The sequence below is a fragment of the Methylocaldum sp. 14B genome, from assembly GCF_002005105.1.
In the GTDB taxonomy this organism is placed as follows: Bacteria; Pseudomonadota; Gammaproteobacteria; order Methylococcales; family Methylococcaceae; genus Methylocaldum.
On the sequence record NZ_MSCV01000012.1, the window covers coordinates 1 to 15,941 of the forward strand.

Below are 15,941 nucleotides of genomic sequence, written 5' to 3' on the forward strand. Positions count from 1 at the left end.
ATTCCAGGCTGACCGGGCAGCTGTGCTCTCCCCAGTGGAAGAGGCGCTTTCGCGACGCCATCCAGAGGGGAGAGGGCTTTCTCAGGAAATTCCTAAAGGGTTAGGCGAGCCGGATGCATTCAGCGATGACCCCGCGCGCGTTCCCAGGCATAGTGGATCGCGTTTTTCATCTGGTCCCATTTGCTGCTCGGCTGTTTTTTCTCCCACACACGCCGGACATCCGGTTCCAGCGCTGCCCAGTCCTTGCCGGAGTAGGCGGGATCGCTACCCAGCGCGTGGCCGAAGCGGTAGGCGGGCAGGTACCGATCATAAGGCTGTCCCTGATTGCCGAAATGGGTCGAATAGTGCTGGCGAAAATCGGCATCGAAACGCTCGAAGCCGGACGGTGTTTCGGCTGCGCCTCTGCCGAATTCTTCCACGTCGACCTCGGTCCGACGCAGCGTATCGTGGATGGTCTCGATATGTTCCGTCACGCCTTTGCTGACGGTGACTTCTTCAACCACCCGTGCTTCCTTGGAGGCTACAGCTTCTTCCCCCGTTTCGGTGAGCTCGATGGTGCCTTCCTTGAAGGCTGCCATGTCTGCGTCCGACACGGGACGGTCGACCCGGTGGCGTTCGACGTTGACGTGCTCTTCGCGCAGAGTGATGTCTTCGTCAACCGGCCGCTCCTTGACATGGGTATAGACGCGGACTCCGCCACGCTTGACGGCGCGCTTGCCCACTTTCAGCTCTTCCTCGACGACCGGGATTTTCGCTTCCTCGGCGGTACGCATAGGTTCTGTAGTAGTGCCCGCTTTGCCCATGGTCGGCTGTTGTGTCATGCCGGTCTGCTGCCATTGACCCGCGCGCTCCTCGATATTCACCGCGCCGTGTTCCTCCAGAATCTCTGCAGCACGGTCGGCGTGGCTTTCGTCGGTTTCGACGGTGACCAGGAGGCCGCCGCGGCGTACGCCTTCAGAGTAATAACGGATGTCCTCCGCAGGAAGCCCGATTTCATGCCGGCGCTCTTCCAGCAGCCCGAGCTTGGAAAGGACGAAGCGGAGGCCGGATTCCTTCTGGGCTCCACCGGCTGCGCCTAGCTCGCGCTCGTATTCGACATCGCTGGTCATGACATGAATGTGATCTCGGCCGAAGCCTTCACGCTCGAGGTCGTGCACGACTTTTTCGGCTTCCGATCGGTTATCCAGTAATCCAACCACTGTGTTAATCATGGCTTTCTCCTCGTCCGAACGTTAAAAAATACGATCAAAAACATTGAGGCATCTCAGTTTGAGACTCCAGGCTGTTCAAGGTCCGTCGTCTGTCTCTCCGGAGGAACCCGCTCGACCGACACTTCCTCGCGCCGCAGGGTCACTTGTTGCGGCCGGTGCGATTCCGTTTTGCGTCGGGTCACGTGCAGCTCTTCCTTCAGAATCAGCTGCTTCCGCACTACCAGGGTTTCTTCGAATACGGGAATGATCAGCGTGTCGCCTTCATGCCGGGCGGGCACCGGCTCATCGATAGGACGGTTTACGGCGACCCGCTCGACATGAAGCGTTTCCTGGATTAGTGGATCATCGACCTCTTCGACCCGGGTAGAAATGCGTTTGGTGATGCGCACCCGCCCGGTTTCGATTTTGCGGATTTGCCGTACCAGTCGTTCCTCCGCTACGGGAATGGTCAGCGTTTCGCCGTTTTCCGACGGGTCCCGCCAAGTGGTCATGGCTTCGGCCAAGGTCATGGGCAGAACATAGGTTCCGTCTTCCTGCCGATCGAGGACGTTCACGGGGATCACCAGCCGTTCGCCGCGCTCGAATTGCACTTGCACTACGGCCTGTTCGTTGATGGGAAGGAATGCGGGATCGACAAAACCCAGTAAACCGTCTCTGCTGACGACTACCGCACCGGGTTGGAATGAGCTTTCCATGGCGTACGGCTTAGCTTGAGGTCTCCGATTCGGACTGGTAGGGCGGTGGATTCTGTACACCCGCGAATGCGGATTCGCGCGGCGAGACTAAAGTGATTCCTCTTTGCATCCTGATGTCTCGATTCCTTATCAAGTAACGCCGATGTTTCTATTTGGAAACGGACAGCATCGCGGAGTTCCCCGCGAACCGCCAAGTTCCGACGCTATTTGCACGCGGAGAACCATCCAGGTCTTGTGTCGCGACGGCAACGGTGACATTCGGCGGCATCGACGCCGATAATACGGGGCCAACTATCCAGAATGCCCGGTTCGGCCGGCCGCTTCCTTCCAAAGAGACCGTCACCGCCATGCGTCGCGATATTCCCGCTGTACGAATGAAGGATCTTCCGCATGACCCACGCGGACTGTCCTCTATCGATATCGCCGAACGCAGAAAACGATATGGCCGGAACGACATTCTCGAAATCGCCGGCAGTCCGTGGCTGGAACTGGCACGCGATACGCTCAAGGACCCCATGATCTGGTTCCTGGTCGGAACCGGTCTCATTTATGCCGTGCTCGGCAGTTATGCCGAGGCGATGACGCTAATGGCGGCCATTCTGCCGTTGCTGGGCATGGATGCCTTTCTGCATCGCCGGACACAGGTATCGACTGAAGGACTCGGCCGGCAGCTTGCTCAGACCGCCCGTGTCGTCCGTGACGGTGCGCTATTGGAAATCTCCGCTTCCGAGCTGGTTCCCGGCGACCGGGTGCGGATCGAGACCGGCGAGGCTTTTCCGGCCGACGGGTTGATCTCCGTCGGGGAGCAATTGCAGGCGGATGAATCGTCTCTGACCGGAGAAGCGTATCCGGTGCCGAAGCACGCTCTCAGAGCAATGCCGCTGCGATTCGACGAATCAGCCTGGATCGACGATGTGCATTGGGGATTCGCCGGTACCCGCCTGTTGACCGGCCAGGCGGAAATGACGGTAGTGTATACGGGCGGGCAAACGCTTTACGGCGAGATCGTCCGTGCCGCGGCCGCCGGCGAACGGGAGCGCACGCCGTTGCAGACCGCCATTTCCAACCTGGTGACGCTCTTGATCGCGGCTGCCGGAGTGCTTTGCCTGATTCTGGCCGGCGTGCGGCTGCATCAAGGCCACGGCTGGGTGGACGCCCTGGTCAGCGCGGCGACCCTCGCGGTGGCGGCTCTTCCCGAAGAGTTTCCGGTGGTATTCACCCTGTTTCTGGGCGTCGGCGTGTATCGGCTGGCGCGGCGGAAGGCGCTGGTCCGGCGCGGCGTATCGGTGGAGAACATCGGTCGCATCACCTGCATCTGTTCCGACAAGACCGGCACGATTACCGAGGGCCGTCTTCGGCTCGAACATCTGGCCCCCGGCGCGGACGTTTCCGAAGATGAACTGCTCCGATGGGCGGCGTTTGCGTCCCGTGCGGAATCCGGCGATCCCATGGATACGGCGATCCTCGAACGCGTTCAGAAACGTGCGATTTCGGCCGCTGCCGATGTCGTGCTCGAGACCTATCCCTACACCGAGCAGCGCCGCCGCGAAACCGTGGTGGTGCGGATCGGCGACAGGATACACGTGGCCAGCAAGGGGGCTCCTGAAGTCTTGCTGGCGCTGGTAAACCTTAGCGAGGTGGAACGGACCGATTGGGCGTCGCGGGTCGACCGCCTGGCCGCCGAAGGCCACAAGGTGCTCGCTTGCGCATGCTGGCATCTGGATGGCGCCTGGAGCGGCGGCGAACCGGACCGCGGCGGCCGGTTCCTGGGATTGCTGGCTTTCGAGGACCCGATCCGGGACGGCGTGATCGAATCGGTGCGGGAATGCCGCGCCGCCGGCATCCGCGTGGTGATGGTCACCGGCGATCACCCGGCGACCGCGGGCGGCGTGGCGCGGCAGATCGGGATGAAGGGCGGCATCGTTCTGGGCGACGAACTGGTCCGCCGTCTCGATGATGGTGCCTCTCTTCGTCCGGATGTCGACGTGGTGGCGCGCGCCCTGCCTACCCAGAAGCTGGCCCTGGTGCGGGCATTGAAGGCGGAAGGCGAGATCGTGGCCGTCACCGGCGACGGCGTGAACGACGTTCCGGCGCTTCAGGCTGCCGATATCGGCATCGCCATGGGTGAGCGCGGTACCCGTAGCGCACGGGAAATCGCTTCCATCGTCCTGCTCAACGACAATTTCGGCACCATCGTGCGGGCCATCGCCGAGGGGCGGCAGCTATTCCGCAATCTCCAGCTCAGCTTCCAATATCTGCTGCTGATCCACATCCCCTTGGTCATTACGGCCACCTTCATTCCGCTGATCGGGCATCCCATCCTGTACTTGCCCGTACATATCGTCTGGCTGGAGACGCTCATCCACCCGACGGCGCTTTTGGTGTTTCAGGAACTGCCGGCGCGCGGGCCGCTACGGCTGGTGCCGAAGCGCCGGGAGGCGCGATTTTTCTCGGGTGGGGAGTGGTTCCTGATCGCCACGATCGGAGCTCTGATCACTGCGCTGATCTTGTGGACCTACGACCGCAGCCTTCTGCCGGGCGGCAGTGTCGAACATGCGCGCGCCATGGCGATGGTGGCGCTGACCTGCGCCAGTGCGGCGGCCACTGCCGTTCTGAGCCGTTTGCGGACGAAGACCGCCTGGCTGATGGTCGTTGCGACCGTCGGATCGTCGCTGGTTCTGGTGCAGACGCCTTGGCTGGCCGCGCGTTTGAGTCTGCAACCCTTACACCGGGACGACTGGCTGATCGCCATGTTCGGCGGGCTGTTATCCGTCGCCGGCCCCATGGTTCTGTACTATGCGGCGAGGCGTCTCGTCCGGGCGGCGGGTAATTTTCTCGCCGGCTATTTTCGTCGCGCCGCTGAGGATGGTCGGAATGAAGTAACCGCTTCGCGATCGCCGGAGGCCCCGCTCACCCGCTATGCCTGGCTATCGATCTTCGCGGCCCTCGTGACGATCGCCTTGAAGACGGTCGCCTATCTCGTGACCGGTTCCGTGGCGCTTCTGTCCGATGCGGCCGAATCCCTGGTGAACCTGTTCGGAGCCGCGGCGGCCTTGGTCGTCCTCACGCTGGCCGCGCGACCGGCCGACGAGAACCATCCGTTCGGGCACGGTAAAGCCGAATATTTCTCCAGCGGTTTCGAGGGCGCGCTGATTGTCGTGGCGGCCGCCGGCATTGCCTGGGCGGCCTGGGATCGCCTGATGCATCCTCAGGCGCTGGCGGCGATCAATCTGGGCATGCTGGTTTCGGTGGCGGCAGCGCTGGTCAATCTGGCGGTGGCCAGGGTGCTGCTGCGGGCGGGACGCCGGTCCGGATCGATCACGCTCGAGGCCGACGGCAAGCATTTGATGACCGACGTCTGGACCACCGGCGCCGTACTGGCAGGGCTGGGCGGAATCGCATTGACCGGGTGGCAATGGCTGGACCCGGCCATCGCGCTTCTGGCGGCCCTCAATATCGTGGTCTCGGGCACCCAGCTCATACTGCGCTCGCTTTCCGGGCTGCTCGGCGCCGCCATACCTCCCGAGGAACGCCATCGCATCGAACGCATTCTCGACAACTACCGGCGGCAAGGCATCCAGTTCCACGACCTCCGCGCCCGCGTCGCCGGCACCCAGCGGCTGATCACCCTGCATGTGCTCGTACCCGGCGCGATGACGGTCCAGGAGGGACACGAACTCCTGGAGCGCATCGAGTCCGATATCCGCGAGGTCATTCCGAATCTCCTCATCGTGACCCATATCGAACCTTTGGAAGACGCGTCTTCCTTTCGCCATGAAATCATCCAATAAGCCGATGGGGAGGCCATGCGCCAACTGCCATGCCGTTTCTGCCGGATTATAGGGTGGTTGTCGGATTGGTTTACGGCCTGTGGGAGCAGGCTTTAGCCCGCGATTGAGCGACGAACGGAAACTGCTCTAGGATGGTAGGTCGGCAATCCTTTGCCGACCGTGTGTCGGAAAGGGATTTCCGACCTACTATGGTGGGTTACGGCGCACGTGAAGCGCAGTGTTCGGCATCGATCGGCGGTATAGTGCGCCTAACCCACCCTACGACCTCCGCGCCATAGGGGCGTAGGTCGGCAATCCTTTGCCGACAGTGTGTCTTACCGTCATCGATCGTTTACATTCAGCCCCAAGCCACCCTGCCGGAACGCTGTTTGGCTCGGTACATTTCCATATCGGCATCCTTGAGAATCTGGTCGGGGTCCTCGTTAGTGCCCAGGAACAGCTTGATGCCGATGCTTGCCGAACATTGGTGCCGGATATCGCCCAGGACGTATTCTTGACCCAGCACATTGCGGATATCGTCGGCAAGGGCGGCGGCGTAATTCCGCGCTTTTTCCGCCTCCGGGCCGAGTCCCTCCAGCATCACTATGAATTCATCGCCGCCGAGACGCGCGACCGTGTCGCTTTCCCGGACAGTGCTTTGCAGGCGTCGGGCGACATCCATCAAGAGTCGGTCGCCGATATCGTGGCCGTGATTGTCGTTGAGCTCCTTGAAATTGTTCAGGTCGAGAAACATCACGGCAACATGGGATCTTTGGCGCGCGCTCGCGAGCTGCGCCTGATGAAGGCGATCCAGCAACAAACGGCGATTGGGCAGCCGCGTCAAAGCATCATAAAACGCGAAGTGGCGCAGTTCTTCTTCGAGACGCTTGCGCTCGTCGACTTCCGCGATGAGCATGGCATGGCTTTGTTCGAGTTCGATCGTACGTTCTCGCAGCTGCTCCGAGAGTTGTTCGCGTCGGACGGCGAAGAGCAGGACTTGATGCAAGGCGCCCCCCAACAGGATTCCGACTAGCCAGAAGCCGCCGCGCAGCCAGCCGAAGTGGCCGCCTCGGCCCCAGCCACGGTCGGGCCGCGCTGCCAGTTCCCAGGTTCCGCCCGGTGTAATGACCTCGGCGATAATGGCATCGGTATCGAATAACGAGTCGTCGCCCAGGAAGGTTTCTCCTTCCGAACCGGTGCCGTCCCTGCCTCGCAAGGCAAGCTGTAATCCCCGTACATTGGGCGCTACGCCGACGTGCGCATACAGGCTTTCGATATCGATCACCATGCTGAGCAGCCCCCAATAGTCTCCCTGGGCGCCGAGGAATACCGGAATCCGGTAGATCAGGCCCACGCCGCCCTGCTTCAATTGGGTTGGGCCGGCGAGTCGCGGTTTGCGTTCGCGGATGGCTCGCTCGACGGCGGGCCACTGCTCCTTCACATCCGGGAAGTAGAGTCCAAGCGCCTTGTCGTTACCCTCGAGCGGATAGATGTAGGTCAGGCGATTGCCGGGCGCAAGTCCGATGTTGCGGACATGCCGTCCGTACTCGTAGAGCGTTTTGAGCATCGGTTCGATCACCTCGGGTTCGAGGGTCGAGCGTGTGGTGACATAGGCGATCATGCCCTGCGTCAGAAACAGCGTGGCGTTAAGCTCGCTTTCCAGCGCGGCTCTGAGTTGGCCGACTTCGCTGATGACCTGGCTGCGCTGCTCGCGTTCGGCGTTTTGTCGTTCCAGCCGTACCATAGATTCCCCGACTCCGCCGACGCTCAACATCACGACGAGCGTCAGCACGCGAGCCAGTATCATTCGTTTGTGCTGAAGTGCGGCAACGAGCTTCGATTGGACCGTCGAGGGGATCACGAGGACTGCGTTTTTAAGGTGGCGGATAAGTTTACTGCATTTCAACCTGCGCCTTTGTTAAATGGAATTTTAGCAATAACCTGATAACGAGCATGGTAAAACAAGTTTCCAGGTTTTCGGTTCTTAATGCACACTCTATCCGTGAGAAATGCGGATTACTGCCTCGGAGCACCCAGTGCCGCAAGGGAACGATCGGAGCATCGCCGAAACACATTCTCGGGTGCTGTTTTGTGCCGGGGTCCGCTATGGCGAGACGACGAGATGAGCGAGACCGGCGAGCCCACGGTTGAGAGCCGGCCGGCGCTGAAGCGGGCGATAGGTCCCAAGCTGCTGTTCTTCTTCGTGATCGGCGATGTGCTCGGCACCGGCATCTACGCCCTCGTCGGCAGCGTGGCCGGCCAGATCGGGGGAGCGCTGTGGCTGCCATTTCTCGTAGCGTTCGGAGTCGCGTTCCTCACCGCGTTCAGCTACCTGGAGCTGGTCGGCAAATATCCCCGCGCGGCCGGCGCGGCCTTGTACACCCAGCGGGCGTTTAAAATCCCGTTCCTGACCTTCCTGGTCGCCTTCGCCGTGATGAGTTCGGGCATTACGGCCGCCGGGGCGGCGGCTCGCGCATTCGCCGCTACCTACCTCCAGCCGTTCGCTCCCTGGCCGGTGCTGCCGGTGGCGGTCGGTTTTCTCCTCGTTCTCGGGCTGATCAACTTTCGAGGGGTGGCCGAGTCGGTGAAGATCAATATGGTACTGACCGGCGTCGAAATATCGGGCCTCTTGATCGTCATCGCCATAGGCGTGTACGCGGCGGGGAGCGGTCAAGGCGAGCCTAGCCGGCTCCTCGAATTCGACACCGAGGACCGAAACCTGCTGCTCTCGATTTCGGCGGCCACTTCCTTGGCCTTCTTCGCCATGGTCGGATTCGAGGATGCGGTAAACATGGCGGAGGAGTGCCGGGACCCCGCGCAGATTTTCCCGCGGTCGTTGCTGTCGGGGCTGATTGCCGCGGCCCTGATTTATGAGCTGGTGGCGCTTACCGCTTCGCTGCTGATTCCGGCCGAGACGCTTTCGGCCGCCAGATCCGATGCGCTTTTGAAGGTGGTCGCCGTGGGTGCGCCGGCGTTTCCGCTGAAGGTATTTGCCGGCATCGGCCTGATTGCGGTGATCAACTCGGCCCTGATCAACATGATGATGGCCAGCCGGCTGCTGTACGGCATGGCGAACGAACGGATTCTGCCGCCGGTGTTCGGCGCCGTGCATCCGACCCGGCGCACGCCATGGGTGTCGATCCTGTTCACCACCGCGATTGCGGTCGGGTTGGTCGTTACGGCTGGCGAGGATGGCGTGAGGAAGCTCGGCGGCACCACGGCCTTGCTCTTGTTGTGCGTTTTCACCGGGGTCAATATCGCGTGTCTGGTGCTGCGCCGGGAGAAAGTCGAGCATGCGCACTTCCGGGCGCCGCCTGGAACGCCCGTGCTGGGCGCGATTTTCTGCGGCTATCTGGCTCTACCGGTACTGTCCGGACGGCCGGCCAGCGACTACGCGATCTCGCTCGCGCTGCTGGGCGTCGGCATCGTGTTGTGGGGAGTCAACCGGTGGTGGATCGGCCGGCCGAGGCTGGCCCGGAAACGATGATGGACTTACGGATACGCAATCGGAAGCGGCCAAAACAGTCAAATTTGAAAGTACCGGAGAAATCGTCATGAGCACTGCAAAATCGGATTCTATCGGACAATACCTCCTCAAGCGTCTATACGATGCCGGTGTCAAACATATCTTCGGCGTTCCCGGCGATTATGTGCTCGGCTTCTACGATTTGATGGTCAAAAGCCCGATCCAGCACATCGGCACCACGCGGGAGGACACCGCCGCCTTTGCCGCGGACGGCTATGCTCGCTGCCAGGGCATAGGCGCGCTGGCGGTGACTTACGGCGTGGGAGCGCTGAATACGGTCAACGCGGTCGCCGGTGCCCATGCGGAGTCCTCGCCGGTGGTCGTCATCAGCGGTGCTCCGGGCGTGCGCGAACAGCGAGAAGATCCACTGATTCATCACCGCTTCGGCCCCTTCACGTTTCAGCGCGAGATTTTCGATCGCATCACCTGCGCCACGGTCGTGCTCGATGACCCGGTCATCGCCTTTCGCCAAATCGACCGCGCCATCGCGACCGCCCGCCGGTCGTGCAAACCGGTTTACATCGAGCTCCCGCGCGATCTGGTCATGGCTGAAGGCTATTCGGTGCCGGAAGAGCCGCTCGAAGAGCCTTCGAGCGATGAAGCCGCCTTATCGGAAGCGGTCGCCGAGACCGCGGAGCTCATGACGAAGTCGGTATCGCCGACGATTCTGGCGGGCCTCGAACTGCATCGACGCGGACTTCAGGACGCTCTGGTCGAACTGGTCGAACGGGCACGCTTGCCGGTGGCGGCCACGTTGACCGGCAAGTCGGTGATTGCCGAGCGGCACCCGGCCTATCTCGGCGTCTATGAAGGCGCGATGAGTTCGGAGAACGCGCGTTACATGGTGGAGCAATCCGATTTGCTGCTGATGCTGGGAGTCACCTTGAACGACATCGATACCGGCATCTACACCGCGCGTCTCGATCCCCATCGCATCGTGCGCGCGGCCCAGAACGAAGTCGTGATCCGCTATCACCGCTATCCCCGCGTCACCCTGTCGGATTTCGTCATGTCCTTGGCGCGCTCGGTGAAAGCTCGGAGCGAAACCTTCCCGGCGGCGCCCGCCGTGCCTGAAGCGAGCGGGTTTCCCGAACCGAACCGGCCGATGACGATCGCCCGTTTGATCGAACGGCTGAATCGGGCGCTTACCTCCGACATGATCGTGGTCTGCGACGTGGGCGATTGCCTGTTTGCCGCGATCGACCTACAGGTCTACGAGCGGAGCGAGTTCTTGTCCTCCGCTTTCTATACCACGATGGGCTTTGCGGTGCCCGCCGCGCTCGGCGCGCAAATCGCCCGTCCGGATCATCGTGCGCTCATCCTGGTCGGAGACGGCGCGTTTCAAATGACCGGCACCGAGCTTTCGACGCACGTACGCTTCGGCCTGGCTCCCATCGTGGTGGTTTTCAACAATTGCGGTTACAGCACCGAACGGTTCATCCTCGACGGGCCTTTCAACGACATCGGCTGTTGGCGTTTCGACCGGCTGGGCGAGCTTTTCGGTCCGCTGAACGGATACGATGCGCCCGATGAGGAAGCGTTTGAGGAGGCGCTCGTCAAATCGCTCGCAGACCGCGCCACGCCAAGCATCATCAATGTTCGCCTTGCGCCCGATGACAGTTCGTCGGCCATGAGGCGCCTTGCGGAGCATTTGAAATCCAGGGTCAAGGGCTGAAGCTGGGTCAGCGAAAAACGAACCAAACTTGGACTACCCGCTCCTGGCCATCGCTGCTGTTCTGAGCGGCGACCGGAAAGCGCCTTTGGGTGAAGTAATTCCATTCGGTATTCAAATGAATATTTATTGTAGGGCGGGTTAGCGCAGCGTAACCCGCCGATCCGAGGTCGCTCGAACGATGCGGTTCACTTCGTTCACCACATCCTACGGCTATTATCCTAGAAACGGCAGTTGGACGCACTCGAGTGTGCGGCGGGTGGGTCGACTGGCCAGGCGCGACGACGCGGCAGGGTCGGCCCCTGTTAGAAGGAGCAACGCCGCCAGGCGGCCCGCCCGTCGTGCAATCGGGTGCGTAGCGGTTTCACCCACCAGGTGAGACTGATACCAGACCGAGCGTTCAGGATTCATCGGGCGTTTCTGGTGCATCGAAGCGGTCAACTGCCGCTTCTAGGATTATCATCCGCCGAGGAAAATAAAGACCAGCGCCGGTAAGACATGGCTTTTTTGACCCGTTGCTCGGCGAGCTCCAAAGCGGCGTGCCGCGGAAGAATGGCTTTGGTACTGACGGCCTCCAAGACCTGCTCCGTATTGCTTCGCACTTTTTCCCCAATCGACGAAAATACCATCGCTTGAGTGACGCCGCGATATTCCAGGGCAGCGCATATCACGCCGCCCGCATTGGCGATGAAATCCGGAACGCAGAGCACGTCGTGCTCGTGCAGGAATTTTTCGGCTTCGGGGGTGACGGGGATGTTGGCCCCCTCGACAATCAGTTTGGTGTTGAGACGCGATGCGTTCGCCGCGTTGATCACATCCGGCCGTGCGGCGGGAATCCAGATATCGCATTCCATGTCGATCACGGCGTCCCGGTCCCGTTTCTCCCCGGCCGTAACGTCGGAAACGCTCTTTCCCGTCTTTTTCAGTTCCATCAGAGCCGAGACATCCAGGCCGCGAGGATTGTAAACGGCGCCCCGACTATCGGATGCGCCGACCAAGACTGCCCCGGCTTGCGCCAGAAAGCGCGCCGAGTGCCGGCCGACGGCGCCAAACCCCTGGATCACGACTCGGGCGCCGTCGATCTTCATATTGCAGTAGCGCGCCGCAATTTCCGTGGCCTGATAAATCCCCCAGCCGGTTGCGCCGACTTCATCCAGCGGAATGCCGCCCAGATCGCTGGGAAAACCCGCGGCACGGCCTATTTCGTCTTTCACCCAGGCCATGCAGTTTTCATCGGTACCCATGTCGGGCGCGAAAATATAATCCCTTTCGTTTCTCAAACTCGAGGCGAAAGCGCGGATGAGTCTTTCCTTATCCGGTCCCGGCATTTTGGGATCGCCGAAAATGACGGACTTGGCGCCGCCATGAGGCAAACCGGCGGCCGCGTTTTTGAACGTCATCGCCCGGGCGAGACGAAAGCATTCCGCCACGCTGACATCGGGCGCCATCCTCAATCCCCCGATGGCGGGACCCCTCGCAACATTGTCTACGACCAGAATGCCTTTCAACCCTGCGGAGGGTTCATAAACGTGAATGATCCTGGCGGGACCCAATGCGTCCGCAAACCCAAAAACATCGCTCGCGTTCATCTCGATTCACCGATGTGCCGGTTTGATGCCCAGTCAAGGAGGCCGCGCGGACAGGCCAAGTTCAGGAAATTCTCCGAGCGAAGCCCTGCCTACGCACTACGACCAACTTTATCACTGTTCTGCTTTCTGAATGAGAGGCCTATCGTTCGGCCAAACTCCCGACCGTCCTGCCGGCCTCTTTTTTCGTCACCCTGCATGCGTGCCAGGCGGGAGTAAGGCGCCGCATCATTCAAGAAGATAGTCGTAAGGCTCTGCCGATTTCGGAAAACAGCAATCAGGTTTGTCGGGTTTGTCCAGTTCCGGACATTGCATCGAGGGACGATCGCCCTGAAATCATTGAGAAATTGCCGTTGCAAACCGATGGCATGTTTATCGCTTCCAATACATACGCGCCACAAAAAATCTGGATACCGTGCAAAGAGGCCGCTCCTACGGTGTCGTTGCAGGCATGGTCCTGTCTGAACCGAAAATGGCGCATTTCGATCGACCCCGGCCTGGTTTGAATCATCCGGAGACCCTTTATGGCCTATGAAGACGTTTGCAAACAAAGCCTGATCGGCGAAGGGGAGTTGGTGCCCTGCAAGGTGGGCGACAAAGAGATCGTCATCATGTGGCCGGACGGCGGAGAGCCGAAAGCCTATGAAGCGCGTTGTCCGCATGAAGGCGTTTCCCTGGGCCAGGGCGATTTCAACGGCAGAATTCTTTATTGCATCGCGCATGGATGGGTGTTCGACGGTCGCTGCGGCAAGTCTCTGCAACCTGCCGGATGGCAGATGAAGGAATATCCCATGCGCCTGCAGAACGGCATGGTACAGGTGGACATCACCGGCTAGCTTTCGCCATCGGTGCAGCGAACCTGCGCCGACCTCTTTCTCCACCCCAACAACCCTGGTATTTGAGTCATGGCCATTATCGAAGTCACCGACGACACCTTTCAGCAGGTGATCGAAACCCATCCCATCGTCGTTCTGGATTTCTGGGCAACCTGGTGCGGCCCGTGCCGCGCCTTTGCGCCGGTTTTCGAAGCCGCCTCCGAAAAACACCCCGATTTGTTTTTCGGCAAGATCGATACGGATCAACAACGCCAACTGTCGCAAGGATTCGATATCCGCTCGGTGCCGACGCTGATGGTGTTGCGAGACAGGATCGTGGTGGTTCGCGAATCCGGCGCATTGCCCGCCAGTTCGCTGGAAAAAGTGATCGAGCATGTCCGGGCGCTGGACATGGATAAGATCCGCGCGGAACTCGACGCTCGGGACAAGGCCGCGGTTTCGGGCTGAGCGCCCGGCTGCATTCTGTTTTATCCGGCCGATCAGTTCGTGGGGCAGGGGATGTCCTGACCGCTTTGGCGCGACCTCTCCCGGTTTCCCGCCACCCCGGCGGTACGCAACTCCCAGTCACAGGAGGAATGAGCACGTACCAGTGGGCTTGCCGGCAGGCAGCACGGGGGCGGCCGGGCTCCGGCGTACGTGATCGGAAAGCCCCTAGGCTGCTTTCCGGCGCAGGGGAACCATCTGTGCGATCACCTGCAATACGGTAAATCCATGGGTCGCGATGTCGACGGCGAGGAGAAAGACATCGGCGTTCTTGGTCGTTCCGGCCAGCTTATCCGCACGCATCACGGCCTCCTGCCCGATCCGCCCGGCGGCAAGAATGTCCTTGAATACCTGGACATCGGGATTGTCGTCGCCGAGCTGGGCGATCAAAGCCTCCGCTCGTCCCTTAAACCAGTCGGGAATGCCGATTTCCGCCCACTCGGGGCCGTTGAAAAACGATCTAAGATTCATGGCCATAGCAAAAGTCTCCAAAAATCGAGCACCGGGCCGCGCCCGATGATTAAAACTCCTCATCCCTCGCATGCTCGGCGAGCGCTTTTTCGACGATGTCGCGGCAGCGCAATAGGCGTTCGTACTCCGCCTTGTCGACTTGAACCCACTCGCCTGACGGAGAGCCTTCCGCCGGTGGCGCGACGGCCTGGGCGGCTTCGAATAAAGCCCGTTCCAATTGAAAGATGCGTTCGCTCGCCCGCTCGAGGTAAGGCACCGGATTAGCCTTGATATTGGCTTCATGCAGGGCATCCAGGCACAAGAGCTCCCCGAAGCGCCTTATCGTCTGGCGTGTTCTCTTCCCGAAATCGCGCTCGATGACCGTCATAACCACTCCGACTCTTTCTCAAACTCTCGGCGGGCTCCGAACCCAAGACGCCGAAACTGCTCGGGATTTCGTACCTTTCCCGTTACAGCGGCGGTCCGAGGTCGTCCGAAGCCTGCTTTTTCTTCTTCTCGACTTTCGCCGAGGCGTAGCTTCCCGCGTTCTTCAGGGTGACGGGAGGCGGTCCTTCCAAGTTGTGGGAAATCAGCGTCAAGGTACGCTCGAATGCCTTCTGGGCCGCCGAAGCGTCGTAAGTATCGCGCTCTTCACAGTTGAAGCTATGTCCCGCCGGGTAATCGTAAACGCTGACGTCCGGTCTGGCGGAACGGAATTGAACGACCAGCTCGAAAGGGATATACGGATCGAGAGACCCGAAATGCAGCTGCGTCTGAATCTTCCGCTTTCCGTATAAATCCTGGGTCACCCCGCAGGCGTAATAGATGCTGGCGCAAGCCAGTCCCTTTACCATGTTGGCCGCGTGGTAAGCCAGGTAGCCGCCCCAATCGTAGCCGACGATAGCCACCTTGCCGGCACTGGCGACGGCATCGACCGCCGCCTGAATGTCGGCGATGGCGTTCGTCAGTCCTACCTGCCGCGCGAGATCCAGACCCTCGGCAACACCGGCGTCGTCATAGCTCAACTCGACATCTTTTTTTACCCGATCGAAGAGGCATGGCGCGATGGCCATATAACCCTTCGCCGCGAATGCGTCGGTCACCGTCCGAATGTGCCGGTTGACGCCAAACACCTCGTGAAGCACCACCACCGCACCCTTGGGCGCGTCCGGCGGCTCGGTCCGATAAGCGGAAAATACGTGGCCGTCGGCCGCAGAAATCTCGATCATCGCACACCCCGCAATCTGTCAATCCTCATCGATACCCTTGCGAAGGCCGTCACATCGACACCGTATGGACGAAGCACGTTCCGGCAAACGGGACGATTCAGGCCTTTTTCAATCACTAAGCAGTTGTCGCGCCAAACCGTGGTCTGAGTGCGTGAGGCAGATGTTTTCGGTGTGATTAGGGTGGGAGCGGTCAGTCGAGTTTGCTGTTGCGGGACGGAAAAATAAGGCATTACGAGCGGGCGGATGAACGAATTCTATCGCCGCTCCGTCCTCGCCGATGGCTGCGGAGTATTGCAACGAAGCTAATTTCCATACAAATAACCTTGTAATTTAGTCGACAATTCTCCACACTTGTGGCGGGTTTGTTCGAACAAAGAAACCTGGTAAGCCACATACTCGAACATGTCCAACGGCCGTTTCCAGGTTGACAGGCTGCGTTACCCTATTCGCTTCACTTGATTGTCGAGGCCAAGTCTCCGTACC

At 60.6% G+C, this 15,941-nt stretch carries 12 protein-coding genes; 5 read left to right on the forward strand and 7 right to left on the reverse strand.

Annotation, left to right across the window (positions count from 1 at the left end):
* Positions 1 to 119: 119 nt before the first annotated feature.
* Both B2A78_RS10545 and B2A78_RS10550 read right to left on the reverse strand, forming a co-directional pair.
* Positions 120 to 1,211 (reverse strand): DUF2382 domain-containing protein, encoded by a 1,092-nt coding sequence (locus B2A78_RS10545; RefSeq protein WP_077729958.1) that lies wholly within the window; start codon positions 1,209 to 1,211, stop codon positions 120 to 122.
* A 53-nt stretch (positions 1,212 to 1,264) separates the two neighbouring features.
* The gene (locus tag B2A78_RS10550; RefSeq protein WP_205780740.1) at positions 1,265 to 1,906 is read right to left on the reverse strand and encodes a YsnF/AvaK domain-containing protein; all 642 of its coding nucleotides are present in this window, start codon (positions 1,904 to 1,906) and stop codon (positions 1,265 to 1,267) included.
* 374 nt (positions 1,907 to 2,280) lie between these two features.
* On the opposite strand from B2A78_RS10550, the gene B2A78_RS10555 reads away from it, so the two are divergent.
* Positions 2,281 to 5,697 carry an HAD-IC family P-type ATPase gene (locus B2A78_RS10555; protein ID WP_205780741.1) on the forward strand — a complete coding sequence of 1,139 codons (3,417 nt, stop codon included), beginning with the start codon at positions 2,281 to 2,283 and terminating at the stop codon, positions 5,695 to 5,697.
* A 337-nt stretch (positions 5,698 to 6,034) separates the two neighbouring features.
* On the opposite strand, the gene B2A78_RS10560 is transcribed toward B2A78_RS10555, so the two are convergent.
* The gene (locus tag B2A78_RS10560; RefSeq protein ID WP_077729959.1) at positions 6,035 to 7,483 is read right to left on the reverse strand and encodes a diguanylate cyclase; all 1,449 of its coding nucleotides are present in this window, start codon (positions 7,481 to 7,483) and stop codon (positions 6,035 to 6,037) included.
* Between the two features lie 315 nt (positions 7,484 to 7,798).
* Here B2A78_RS10560 and B2A78_RS10565 point away from each other — a divergent pair, with 315 nt between their 5' ends.
* Positions 7,799 to 9,163 (forward strand): APC family permease, encoded by a 1,365-nt coding sequence (locus B2A78_RS10565; protein ID WP_077729960.1) that lies wholly within the window; start codon positions 7,799 to 7,801, stop codon positions 9,161 to 9,163.
* A gap of 67 nt (positions 9,164 to 9,230) precedes the next feature.
* The gene (locus B2A78_RS10570) at positions 9,231 to 10,877 is read left to right on the forward strand and encodes a thiamine pyrophosphate-binding protein (protein WP_077729961.1); all 1,647 of its coding nucleotides are present in this window, start codon (positions 9,231 to 9,233) and stop codon (positions 10,875 to 10,877) included.
* 434 nt (positions 10,878 to 11,311) lie between these two features.
* Here the strand turns inward: B2A78_RS10570 and B2A78_RS10575 are convergent, their stop codons facing one another.
* Positions 11,312 to 12,463: a Glu/Leu/Phe/Val dehydrogenase gene (locus tag B2A78_RS10575; protein WP_077729962.1), complete on the reverse strand. Its 1,152-nt coding sequence runs from the start codon at positions 12,461 to 12,463 to the stop codon at positions 11,312 to 11,314.
* Between the two features lie 521 nt (positions 12,464 to 12,984).
* Between B2A78_RS10575 and B2A78_RS10580 the strand changes: the two genes are divergently transcribed.
* Together B2A78_RS10580 and B2A78_RS10585 are read left to right on the forward strand one after the other, a co-directional pair.
* On the forward strand, positions 12,985 to 13,296 hold the full coding sequence (locus B2A78_RS10580) for a Rieske 2Fe-2S domain-containing protein (protein ID WP_077729963.1): 312 nt from the start codon (positions 12,985 to 12,987) through the stop codon (positions 13,294 to 13,296).
* A gap of 69 nt (positions 13,297 to 13,365) precedes the next feature.
* Positions 13,366 to 13,743 carry a thioredoxin family protein gene (locus tag B2A78_RS10585; RefSeq protein ID WP_077729964.1) on the forward strand — a complete coding sequence of 126 codons (378 nt, stop codon included), beginning with the start codon at positions 13,366 to 13,368 and terminating at the stop codon, positions 13,741 to 13,743.
* A gap of 204 nt (positions 13,744 to 13,947) precedes the next feature.
* Here B2A78_RS10585 and B2A78_RS10590 read toward each other — a convergent pair whose 3' ends face one another.
* The 3 genes from B2A78_RS10590 to B2A78_RS10600 all read right to left on the reverse strand — a co-directional run bounded on the left by B2A78_RS10590 (position 13,948) and on the right by B2A78_RS10600 (position 15,458).
* Positions 13,948 to 14,250 carry a hypothetical protein gene (locus B2A78_RS10590; protein ID WP_143735143.1) on the reverse strand — a complete coding sequence of 101 codons (303 nt, stop codon included), beginning with the start codon at positions 14,248 to 14,250 and terminating at the stop codon, positions 13,948 to 13,950.
* 49 nt (positions 14,251 to 14,299) lie between these two features.
* The gene (locus B2A78_RS10595; protein WP_077729966.1) at positions 14,300 to 14,617 is read right to left on the reverse strand and encodes a hypothetical protein; all 318 of its coding nucleotides are present in this window, start codon (positions 14,615 to 14,617) and stop codon (positions 14,300 to 14,302) included.
* A gap of 82 nt (positions 14,618 to 14,699) precedes the next feature.
* A complete protein-coding gene (locus tag B2A78_RS10600) occupies positions 14,700 to 15,458 on the reverse strand; it encodes an alpha/beta fold hydrolase (protein WP_077729967.1) in 759 nt (252 codons plus the stop codon).
* Positions 15,459 to 15,941: the final 483 nt, after the last annotated feature.